Consider the following 10649-nt stretch of genomic DNA (forward strand, 5'->3'; position numbering starts at 1 on the left):
CTATAATTTCACTTCTTTTTCTTATTTTCTTAGGTCTTATGGAAAAATCAATGACCACTTCATCGGCGTCTGCTCTTGATTATTTGAAACTTCATTTTATCGTCTTGATTTGGGGTTTTACGGCTATTTTAGGAAAATGGCTTACTATTCCAGCCGTGGAAACAGTTTTGTATCGTACACTCATTGCAGCTATCGTTTTGGCGTTCGTTGTAAAACGAAAAGATTGGAAAATACCAAAAAAAATGATGACTCAGATATTTTTTACTGGGATGATTGTCGGAGCGCACTGGATTACTTTCTTTGCAGCAGCTAAAGTTGCCAATGTTTCTATTTGCTTGGTTGGACTTTCAACAGCATCACTTTGGACAGCTTTTATCGAACCTATTTTCAATAAACGCAAAATAAAGATTTATGAAGTAGGTTTAGGGTTGATTATTATTTTAGGCTTATATGTCATTTTGAAAGCTGACCTAGAAAATGATATGATAATAGGACTTATTTTAGGAATTGTTTCAGCGATTTTGGCAGCACTTTTTTCAACCATAAATGGAAAATTTACACACTTGGCAGAGCCAAATACCATCACAGTATTGGAAATGAGTGGAGCTGCTATCGGAATTATGTTATTTCTCCCTTTTTATTCGGCTTATTTTACTGGAGAAACAGGAATAGATATGGTTTTAAAAAATAATGAAACTTATTTTCCTAACGGACACTGGTTTGCAGAAATTATAAACACCATTCCATACTTGACTACAGATATGATTATGATTTTTCTTTTGGCTATTGTCTGTACTGTTTATACGTATTCTGTCAGTATTGAGCTTTTGAGAAGAATATCAGTTTTTGTAACTAATTTGACTATTAATTTAGAGCCTATTTATGGAATCGTTTTGGCTGCTATCTTTTTCAATGAACACGAAAAAATGGATTCTAATTTTTATGTAGGAGCATCTATTGTATTGTTTTCAGTTCTGTCTTATCCAGTTTTTAATTTCTTTTATAAGAAACAAAAAAAGAAAAAAGCTCTACAATCTAATTCCTAGAAGTGTAATATCGTCTCGCTGTGGTGCTGTGCGTTGATGTTGTTCTAAAAGAATTTCTAATTCTTCTTTTTGTCTAATAGCTGAGAGATGTTTGATTTTTTCTAATTGTTCTAAAATCCTTTTTGAGCCTATTTTATGACCTTCTATATCAGCTTGGTCTGCAAAGCCATCGCTCATCATATAAATCATTGTATTGTTTTGTAAGATGATAGTTTTTTCTTCGAAGCTCTCATCTCGCTTTCTACCTCTTCTTCCACCAATAGACATTCTGTTGCCTCTCAGCTTGGTAATTTTTTCATTGTTTTCTGAATAATACAATGATTGTTTTGCTCCAGCAAAGGTAATTTTATTTCCTTCTTCTATCCTTTCCAAGCAGAAAATAGAAATATCCATACCATCATCGTTTTTAGCTTTTTCTTGTTGGAGAGCTGCCCGTACATCTTGATGAAGTTTTTCTAATATTTGTGCAGGAGAGAAAATTCTTTCAATCGTAACAATTTCATTCAAAAGGGCATTTCCAATCATAGACATAAAACCACCTGGAACGCCGTGTCCAGTACAATCTACAATTGCTACAAAGGTTTTTCCTTTATAATTTACAACCCAGTAAAAATCTCCACTTACGATATCTTTTGGTTTAAAGACTACAAAATATTCACTAAACAGGCTATTCATTTCCTCTGGTGTAGGCAAAACGGCTTGTTGGATAGTGAGGGCATAGCGAATAGAGTCTGTAATATTTCTATTTTTTTCTTGAATAATTTCATACGATTTTGCATTACTTTGAGCAATAGAAATATAAGCTGCTAGAGCTTCTAAGATAACAATATCCTCTTTTGCATACGCATTTTTTCTAAAAGACTGTACAGTCAAAACTCCTACTGTTTTTTCGTTGATAACCAAAGGAACATAAATAAGAGATTGTGGTAGTTTACCAATGTCTAAGTATTTGAGTTGCTCATTTTGAGCAAAATATTCTTCTATATCATTTATAAAAATAGTTTTATTTTTAGAAAGGCACTGCACTGAAAGACGATTGACTTGAGAAAGCGAATCACTATGAGGAGGCAATGGCTCTCCGTGTTCCATAAAGTTTTTAAAATCAATTTTTTGTTCTCGTGCATTATAAACACCCATTCCAAACCCTTCTGCTGGCATTAGCATCAATATATTTTGATAAATAGTTTGAGCAAGCGTATCAGTTTGAAGTTTTGCTGTAATTTTTTGTCCGATTTCACCTACTTTATGAATTTGTTCATAAGACTCTGTAATGGCTTTTCTCTGTTCTTCGATTCTATCCCTTTGAGATTCTATTTCTTCTTTTTGTTGGTTTATCTCTGCTGTACGCTGCTTAACAGTTTCTTCTAATTTTAAATTCTGTTTTGTAATTCTTCTTATTTGGTAACGATATGCCAACCATACTAAAAGTAAAAAAGCAACAATAATAGCTATCCAAAAATAAGCAGTCTGATAAAAGAAAGGCTTTACCACAAAACGTACTTTAGCAACTTCTTCACTCCAAACACCATCATTATTAGCTGATATAACCTCAAAAGTATATTCTTTTGGTGGAAGTCCAGTGTAAAGTGCATCTCTTTCGTTTTTTACCTCTATCCAGTCTTCGTCAAAGCCTTTTAAACGATACTTGAAGTGCATATCGGAAGGAGAGACCAAACTAAGACCTGTAAAATGAAACAAAATACGCCTTGCTCCTGCTTCTACGATTATTTCCTCATCAGAAAATGAAGGAAATTTATAATCAATGCTATCTACTGATAGCTTGGTGATGTACGTAGGAGGAGCTAATGTATTTTTCTGAATATTATTAGGGTCTATCATAGATAAACCTCCAATAGTAGGAAACCACATTCTTCCTTGGCTATCTTTTAAAAAATGTACTGCTCCTGTACATTCTTCTTCTTTCATTCCATCACTTCTATCAAAAACTTTTACTTCTAAGTCTGTTCGTTTGCCCTCAAGGTATTCTGTAACAGAAGCTCTCTCTATTCGAATAGCTCCAGAAGAAGAAGAAAGCCATAAGTTGTTATTACTATCTTCACGAATATCAAATACAGCATCTACAGGGAAATTGTTAGAAGAATTAAATATATTAATTTTGTTGATGTCTTTGGGTGAGATAGCAACTAGACCAGAATTGGCACAAATCCATAGAATTTTTTCTGAGTCGTAACGAGCTGAAAATGCAAGGTTAGAAGGCAAGCCTTCGGCTTGTGTATATACTTTACTTACTTTTCTTGTTTTGAGGTTGATAATATCTACACCAGCATCATTGGTGGAAACAATCAAGTTTCCTTCTGAGGTAGGTTCTACACCCATTACAAAATTAGAGGAAAGACCATCATCTTTAGTAAAAGGAATCCATCTTTGCTCTGAAGGTATATATTCATTTAGTCCACCACCACGAGTGCCAACCCAAATACTTCCATTTATAGTTTGAGTAATAACTCGTACTTGGTTATCCGTTAAGCCGTCTTTTATAGTAAATAGTTTTTCTTCTCCAGTAGATGAAATGCGCAATACTCCTGCATAAGAACCTACCCAAATATTTCCTTCTCTATCTTTGAAGATAGCACGCAAACGGTCTGTTGAAAGAGGGGTTTTTAAATCATATCTGCCTACATTTTGGTTTTTTATAGTGTTTATAATTCCAGCATCAGAACCTACCCAGTAATTATTCTTTTCTATTTCTTGTATCGAACTTACAGAAACAGATGCTAATCCTTGTTGAGTCGTATAGTTGAGAAATTTTCCATCTTTCAAACGAATAAGACCAGCTCTGTACATTGCTAACCACAGATTTCCTTCTTTGTCTGTACAGATATTCATTACATTGTTATGAGGAAGTCCATTTTCTGTGTTTAGAACTTCATATACTCTAGAAACAGGGTTTTTTCTAAATAGACCTGCACTGGTAGCAAACCAAATACTTCCTTCTTTATCTTCTATAATGTCATTTACACTAACTCCTTTCAACTCCTCAATTATTTCAGATTTTCCGTTTCGGATTCTGTTTACACCATTTATTGTACCGACCCAAAGTGTATTGGTTCTATCTAATAATAACCCAGTAATTACATCATTTGTAATACTTCCATTTTCTACATTATACCTTTCTATCCTTTCATTTTGATATGAGAATAACCCTTTTCCTTCTGTGCCTATCCAAACTATACGGTCTGTTCCTATCTCTCTATATTGTAATTCATTGATTGAGATTGTACTGATTTCAGGAATAGCACTAAAAGGTGTAAAAATACCATCTTGATAAGTAATTATTCCATTTCCTCTTGTTCCTAGCCACAGGGCATCTCCTATTTTTGAAATAGATTCGATAGAGTAATCTGGAAAATTTCCTTTCGTTGTTTTGGCTGTATAAAAATTGAAATTATGGTCTTTTTGTACCATAAGTCCACTACCATGTGTGCCTATCCAAAGAGAATCATCTTTAGTTTGATATATCGCAGAAATAGAACTATTAGTAAGGTAGGGAAGGTTTTTCTTATCAAAAATCTTGAAATCTACACCATCAAAACGGATAAAACCACTATATGTACTTGCCCAAATAAAACCATCTTCGCTTTGAAAAACATAATTCAGTGTGTTGGTAGGAAGTCCTTCTTTTGTTGTCCACTGGTCTAAGATGTATTGAGAAATTTGTTTTTGAGGGTCTAATGCAATACTAGAAGGAGTATAGAAATAAAAAAGAGCCACCACAAAACATAATACAAATCTATTTACATGCTTGAAAAGAAAGAGCTTATCAAGAGCAAAATAGTTTTTGTTAGAAGGGGACTTATTTATCACTTCAGAAGGTTTTGAACTAAAGTAAAGAATGATTTTGTGTAATTACAAATTTAATCAAATATAATAAGATTCTTAAATATTTGTAAATATTTGATGATTAGCCATACAAACAGACTAAAATAGAATGGATAGGTTCAGTCGGTATATTTTTTTATGGGGTAATTTACTTTCCTCCTGCGCCTCCACCATATCTGCCTGTACCAAATACATACACACCATAATATGTACTTCGATAGGTTCTATCACGACAATTTCCCCATTGGTCTCTCATGTTTTCAGGACAGTTTTCATTGAGGTCTTTTATAAGGTCTTTGTCATGAGCAGTGCTTAATCCTAAACTGCTTTTTGAAGCTCCATAGGTAGTAATTAGGAGAAAAAACAAACCACCAAAGACGATAATTTTTGTAAGTATTGACATAATTTATTTTGATAATGTTTTAATGTTGTCTTGAATGTTAAATGACTACTCTTTGTGTCTTACAAAAGGTTTATATTTAACATTATTACGCTTTTGCTTCTGCATTTATACCAGCATAGATATATTTTTTACGGATTTTTTTGCCTGTTGCACCAAAAGTTATCAATAAAACAACAACTGTTAGGAAGCCACTAAGCATTAAGAAATATCTACTAAGTAATGCTCCTTCATTTACTGTAAATTTAATAACAGCTTGTGAGCCTGTTCTACTATTAAAATAAGTAGAGTCTGTTTGAGCATAAATACGAGCAAAATAATCACCTTCTTCTGTAAATTTAAAATACTTTGAGGATGATGTTTCAGATTCTGTCCAACTTCCCTCTGAATCATATCCTGACTCGTACCAAAAATCACTTTCTACAGCGTTAATCACATTTTTTTCTTTATCCAAAAGCTCTACCACGACATACATACCTTGATTTTGAGTACTTTTAAATTGTACACTCCACTCAATATTATAGTTTGTTCCTATGTCATCTATTTTGATAGGCTTTGAAAGATATCCCTCTTTTTTATCAATGTCTTGTGTATCTACTTTAGTAGTAGCAATAGGTGTTCCATCTGAAAATAAAGAAAGCAAAAATACCAAAAATGAAATTGCAGCAGCAGCACCTACGGTTTTACGAATGGTAGAAAAACCTTTATCTCGTTCTTGATAGGTGGCTATAAATGGATTTCCTTCAAGAGCTTTATATAGTTCTTCTTTAGAAATTTTCTTTTCTGCCGAAAATTCTTTCCAACCATCGCCCTGTTCTACAGTATAGCTCCACATTCCCTCTTGATAGGTGGCAAAATGTGTCTGTGTTCCAACAGCATAAGGGTCTTCTTTTTCTGTTTCTCCTTCAAAAAATTCTAAAAATAATGAGCCGTATTCAGTAACTCTATAATCTGCTCTTCCTTCATAAAAATTGGTAAAAAGAGGCAAATCCGTAGGGTCTGCTTCTGTTCTATCTACCGTAACAGGCATTCCTAAAGAGTATCCTTCCTTATCTTCACTCAAATAATAACGCTCATCTTTTCCTTCTTGAGTGTTTTTCAAAATATAAGTATCCGAATACCAAATTTCATTGCTATACCCAGAACCCTCATCACTTGTATAATATTCCTTGTGTGCTGAACGGTAACGCAAACGTGCCGTAATGATAAATTCTTTATCCTCTAAACGAAGTATCTGACCTACTCTAAGGAAACTATAATGAGGAAAGTCCTCTATTTTCAGACTTTCATTCAATGTACGGCTAAAAGCTAAATCAGAAGCTACTCCACAGTTGTAACAGTACATATAACGAACATCTTCGTCCCATACGTAACGATCGTGCTGACAGCTAGGGCAAGTTTTAGGATTTGTGAAATTTCCTGTCTTTTTGAGTATAGTAGGCGTATCCAAAGGTAATTATGGTTTAATTTTTTCTTAGTGAATGGAATAAGGTCTAAAATAACTTACTCACTAGAGTTTAATAAAAGCGAAATAACAATGTAATATACTCAATAAACCAAAATACTACAAATTGTAGCGCAATAAAAATCATTAAAACACTCTGAAATACAGATTATTAATACACCCTCAATAATTGTACAATTTTTATATTTTGAGATTATTTTTTTATCAAAAAGACAACCTTGTAGCTAGAATTTACGTTAAAGTAAATACAAAACGCAAAGCCGTGAATAATACTCAATTTTACAATTATTTTTTAAACTATTTGGGCAAAGAATTAGAATTATAGTAACAACTATCTAACCCAAACAATTTTATTCACCAAAACAAAATATTCTTATGAAATTCAAACACAATTCTTATTTAATAAGACCAAAAATAAAAACTACTTTAATATCTGTTTTTTCAATGGTTTTATGTTTTTTAATGGGTATAGCCAATGGACAAAATGTTAAAAGTTATGATAATACAACAACTGAAGACACAGATTGGAATATAGCAACTAAACAAGATAATACACTCACAGATGAGGAGAAAGAGCAACAGGAACAACAAAAACTATGGGATGAATGGGATGCAAAAAATGCCTCTGACCTTCCTGAAAATACGGTTGTAATATATGGAGATGTGGAGGAAGAGAAGAATAGAGTAAAGTCTCCTAATGAAATACTTATGGAAACATTAGTGGGAAATTGGGAAGGTTTTTATGGAGGTAGTGAAGCATATATAAACTTTAGAGAAAACAAAACCGTAATTATAAATACATCTGTATTTTCAAATGCTCCATCTGCTTCAGGCAAAGGGTACGTCCAATATTATTACGAAATAGATGCTTCTAAGAGTCCTTACAGGCTTATTTTTTATAACAGAGATAGAGAAATAAAAGGCGTTTTTAGAATCAATAACACAAATAGTATTACGCTTTGTCATAATTTTAAAGATGATAAGCAGCCTAAAGAAATAGATAATAAATACACTATTTTAAATTTTTCTAAGATGCAAATTGAGGAAAATAATCAAGAACATTCAGACTAATTTGCCTTAAAATTTTACGCAAAAACCATAACTCCATTGACTAATTGGGTTATGGTTTTTTTCTGTTTTATTTTGTCTAACTTTGTAGTCATTCAAAATGAAAACAACAAAATTATAATCTGTTTTAAGATATATAAGCAGATTGACATAAATAGATAAAATGGGAAGAAGAAAAAACAAAAATAGAATTGTAGAAAATGTAGTCATTCTTGATGCTGGAGCTGAGGGAAAATGTATTGCTCGCCCAGAAGAGGCAGACGGAAGAGTGGTATTCATAACAGGTGTTGCTCCAAAAGATGTGGTAGATGTACGAGTTACTAAGCAACGAAAAAGCTATTGGGAAGCTACTCCAGTGAAGTTTCACTCTTATTCAGATGAAAGAGTAGAACCTTTTTGCAAGCATTTTGGAGTGTGTGGGGGGTGTAAGTGGCAACATTTGAGCTATGAAAATCAATTAAAATACAAGCAAAAACAAGTAAAAGATAATTTAGAACGTTTGGCAAAAGTAGAACTGCCAGAAATTAAACCTATTTTAGCTTCTGATGAAACGACTTTCTATAGAAATAAATTAGAATATACGTTTTCATCTCGTCGTTGGCTAACTAAAGAACAAATTAGCTCTGGAGAAGATTTTGACAACCGAGCTTTAGGATTTCATATCCCTGGACGTTTTGATAAGATTGTCGATATTGATGAATGTTACTTACAAGCCGAACCTTCTAATACAATTCGTTTAGAAATAAATAAATACGCTAGGGAAAATGATTTGGAATTTTACGATGTAGTGAACCATACAGGACTGTTGAGAAATCTCATGATACGAAGCTCTCAAACAACACAAGACCTAATGGTAATGTTACAGATTACGGCTTTTAATGAAAAAACGGAAAGTCTGCTGCATTTCATTAAAGATTCATTTCCAGAAATTACTTCTTTGCAATACGTTATCAACACTAAAAAGAACGATACTTTCCACGATTTGGAAGTAGTTTGTTTTGATGGTAAGGACTATATCACAGAAACAATGGAAGGATTGGAGTTTAGAATCCAAGCCAAATCATTTTATCAGACCAACTCTATTCAAGCCTACAATTTATATAAAATCACTAGAGATTTTGCAGGACTGACAGGAAATGAAGTGGTTTATGACCTTTACACAGGAACAGGAACTATTGCTAATTTTGTCGCAAAACAGGCAAAGCAAGTAATTGGTGTAGAATATGTTGAGGCAGCAATTGAAGATGCTAAAGTTAATTCTAAACTCAATGGTATAGAAAATACACTTTTTTATGCTGGTGATATGAAAGATGTTTTGAATGAGGAGTTTTTAGAAAAACATGCTCGTCCAGATGTGATTTTGACAGACCCACCACGAGCAGGAATGCACCCAGACGTAATTCAGATGTTATTAAGAATTAGAGCAAAGCATATAGTTTATGTGAGTTGTAATCCTGCCACGCAGGCACGAGACTTACAGCTTTTAGATGAAAAATACAGTGTAAAAGCTATTCAGCCTGTTGATATGTTTCCACAAACACATCACGTTGAGAATGTGGTTTTGTTGGAGTTGAAGTAATTTTAAAAAATGGGTAGTGTCAAACAATAGCCACTACCTATTTTTTGACTAAGTCACTAGAAAAACTTTCAAATAATTGCTCTAGTTCATCATATCTGCCTTGTAAAATATCATCTTTTGGACAACTGGCACTACATCCAAAACAGATTTCTAAAAAACTATCCACCTTTTCATTTTTATAAAATAAAATGGCGTGCTTGGGTTTGTAACAATCTACTGCTATTGATGTGGCTTTGTATGGAGTAGTAAGAAACGTTATTAACTGTTCTCTTTGAGAGTCTGAGAGAGTAATTCTTGTTTGTATGGAATCCACCAAAAATTTACCTTCTTTCAACAAATCTCCACATACCTGTCCAGGGAGTCCCATGGCTCTTTTAGCATTTGGATAAAATACAACTTCTATCTTATCATAATCATCAAAATAAGCAGTATTGTTTGCTAAACTATTTGGAATTTCGCTTTCAAAATCCATTGCTTCCATTTCAAGAAGTTCTTCCATGTCATCTTCTTGGATTTGTTCAGATATAGGGACTTCAGACTCTTTTTGTTGTTTATGTTGATTGCAAGAAGTAAAAAGCAAAAATGAAATAGTGATAGCTAAAAATGGCAAGAATATATTTTTCATTCTGTTTGGTTTAGGGGTACTTTTATCCTAAAGTAGTTATTTTTACAGATATTTGTGGTGTAGAATCATTTTAAAATCAAAACCTTATGGCAAGAGATAAAAAAAAGAAAAAACGAATTGATGTTAGTGGAAGTGGTGGAATGGTATTTTCTACCAATCCAGATTTTGAGTTTCCACAAGAAGAAGAAATGGAAACACTTCCCAACGAAGAACAAAAATTAAAAGTTAGCCTAGATAGGAAAAAACGCAAAGGCAAAACTGTCGTTCTGATAGAAAATTTTGAAGGAAAGGAAGAAGATTTGAAAGAACTCGCCAAGCAAATTAAAAATCATTGTGGAGTGGGTGGTTCTGCTAAAGATGGGGAGATAATTATTCAAGGCGAACTATTAGACAAAGTAAAATCCTTCCTCAAAGAGAAAGGATTTAAAATATAATTTTTATTTGTAGGTCAAACGGCTCGCCTTTTTTTTATTGAGATAAGATTCTGTACAATTCTAAGTTGAGGTAATAGTGTTTGCCTTCTATTTCCTTCTGTTCCAAGATTTGTAAGTCTGATAAAATATTTAAGTATTTTCTAGCTGTATTTTCTGCATATATTCCAGTTTCTACTAAGTGAGATACTTTAA

Annotated in this window: 8 protein-coding genes; 4 read left to right on the plus strand and 4 right to left on the minus strand. The window is 33.0% G+C overall.

Annotation, left to right across the window (positions count from 1 at the left end):
- The first annotated feature begins 50 nt into the window (after nucleotides 1-50).
- A complete protein-coding gene (locus QZ659_RS09670) occupies nucleotides 51-1046 on the plus strand; it encodes a DMT family transporter (protein WP_291725455.1) in 996 nt (331 codons plus the stop codon).
- Here the strand turns inward: QZ659_RS09670 and QZ659_RS09675 are convergent.
- From QZ659_RS09675 to QZ659_RS09685, 3 genes are all read right to left on the minus strand, one after another.
- Nucleotides 1029-4871 (minus strand): two-component regulator propeller domain-containing protein, encoded by a 3843-nt coding sequence (locus tag QZ659_RS09675; RefSeq protein WP_291725457.1) that lies wholly within the window; start codon nucleotides 4869-4871, stop codon nucleotides 1029-1031. The two genes, QZ659_RS09670 and QZ659_RS09675, sit on opposite strands and share 18 nt — an antisense overlap.
- A gap of 163 nt (nucleotides 4872-5034) precedes the next feature.
- Nucleotides 5035-5289: a hypothetical protein gene (locus QZ659_RS09680; RefSeq protein WP_291725459.1), complete on the minus strand. Its 255-nt coding sequence runs from the start codon at nucleotides 5287-5289 to the stop codon at nucleotides 5035-5037.
- An 85-nt stretch (nucleotides 5290-5374) separates the two neighbouring features.
- Entirely contained in the window at nucleotides 5375-6736 is a 1362-nt protein-coding gene (locus QZ659_RS09685; RefSeq protein ID WP_291725461.1) for a hypothetical protein, read from the minus strand.
- Nucleotides 6737-7126: 390 nt separating this feature from the next.
- On the opposite strand from QZ659_RS09685, the gene QZ659_RS09690 reads away from it, so the two are divergent.
- Together QZ659_RS09690 and rlmD are read left to right on the plus strand one after the other, a co-directional pair.
- A complete protein-coding gene (locus QZ659_RS09690; protein ID WP_291725463.1) occupies nucleotides 7127-7822 on the plus strand; it encodes a hypothetical protein in 696 nt (231 codons plus the stop codon).
- A gap of 160 nt (nucleotides 7823-7982) precedes the next feature.
- Nucleotides 7983-9398: a 23S rRNA (uracil(1939)-C(5))-methyltransferase RlmD gene (gene rlmD / locus QZ659_RS09695; protein WP_291725465.1), complete on the plus strand. Its 1416-nt coding sequence runs from the start codon at nucleotides 7983-7985 to the stop codon at nucleotides 9396-9398.
- Nucleotides 9399-9435: 37 nt separating this feature from the next.
- Here the strand turns inward: rlmD and QZ659_RS09700 are convergent, their stop codons facing one another.
- On the minus strand, nucleotides 9436-10023 hold the full coding sequence (locus tag QZ659_RS09700) for a hypothetical protein (RefSeq protein WP_291725467.1): 588 nt from the start codon (nucleotides 10021-10023) through the stop codon (nucleotides 9436-9438).
- An 86-nt stretch (nucleotides 10024-10109) separates the two neighbouring features.
- Between QZ659_RS09700 and QZ659_RS09705 the strand changes: the two genes are divergently transcribed.
- Nucleotides 10110-10457 (plus strand): translation initiation factor, encoded by a 348-nt coding sequence (locus QZ659_RS09705; protein ID WP_291725469.1) that lies wholly within the window; start codon nucleotides 10110-10112, stop codon nucleotides 10455-10457.
- The last annotated feature ends 192 nt before the right edge of the window (nucleotides 10458-10649 follow it).

This window comes from Bernardetia sp., from assembly GCF_020630935.1.
Lineage (GTDB): Bacteria > Bacteroidota > Bacteroidia > Cytophagales > Bernardetiaceae > Bernardetia.